Origin of the sequence: Bacillus sp. AFS073361 (assembly GCF_002567005.1) — a bacterium.
Lineage (GTDB): Bacteria > Bacillota > Bacilli > Bacillales > Cytobacillaceae > Neobacillus.
This window is the reverse complement of sequence record NZ_NUZU01000080.1, coordinates 1-1,032: the sequence shown is the minus strand read 5'-3', so window position 1 is coordinate 1,032 and position 1,032 is coordinate 1. Positions and strand designations below refer to the sequence as shown.

Sequence of the window (1,032 nt, the reverse complement as noted above, 5' to 3'; positions counted from 1 at the left end):
TTTCCTGTCAAAAATACAACAGATGTTTTGGCAGATGAAATCGCTTATTGCCAGAAACTTATTAAAGTGATTGAAAAGGAAGAAACTCTTATTGAGTATCCAAAAGTAAAGGAACAGTTAAACCTTCTAAAAGAAACAATTACTGACGATATCGAACATTTACAAAGCTCTGAAGATAAGGATGCAAAAGTAGGTCATAAAACTGCAGATTCATCGTTTTTTGGATATAAAACTCATATTGCAATGAGCGAAGAAAGAATTATTACTGCCGCAACAGTTACGACAGGGGAAAAAAATGACGGAAAGCAATTAGAAACACTGATCGAAAAAAGCATTAAAGCAGGAGTGAAAGTTGAAACTGTTATTGGTGATACAGCCTATTCAGAAAAAGGCAATATCGAATATACGAAAGAAAATGAAATAAAATTAGTAGCCAAGTTAAACCCTTCAGTTACTCAAGGTTTTCGTAAAAAAGAAGACGAATTTGAGTTCAATAAAGACGCTGGAATGTATGTTTGTAAAGCTGGTCATATGGCTATAAGGAAAGCACGTCAAGGTAAAAAAGGTGTAGCAGCCAATCAAGTTGACACTTATTATTTTGATGTAGAAAAGTGCAAAATTTGTCCATTTAAGGATGGCTGTTATAAAGAAGGAGCTAAAAGTAAAACTTATTCTGTGACTATTAAATCGAATATACATACAGAACAGGAACAATTCCAAGAAAGCGACTATTTTAAGGAAAAGTCGAAAGAACGATACAAAATAGAAGCTAAAAATAGCGAATTAAAACACAGACACGGGTACAATGTTGCAAATTCCTCGGGTCTAGTTGGTATGCAATTGCAAGGTGCCCTGGCAATATTCACCGTGAATTTAAAAAGAATATTGAAACTAATAGATCAAAAATAGGGTAAGAAAATAGCCTCAATGAATAAAAAAGACGACTTAAAATTCATTTAAGAATTTTTAAAGTCGTCTTTTTTTTCGTGTTTTAGAAATTTTTCGAAAAACCGAAGGTTTTTCAGTGCCCTC

Annotated in this window: 1 protein-coding gene; it reads left to right on the top strand. The window is 33.0% G+C overall.

Features of this window, described 5'->3' with window-relative positions; all coding sequences use genetic code 11:
- Positions 1–909, top strand: a 909-nt coding sequence (locus COJ96_RS25395) for a transposase (RefSeq protein ID WP_142333059.1), incomplete at its 5' end; no start/stop codon positions are given.
- Positions 910–1,032 lie beyond the last annotated feature (123 nt).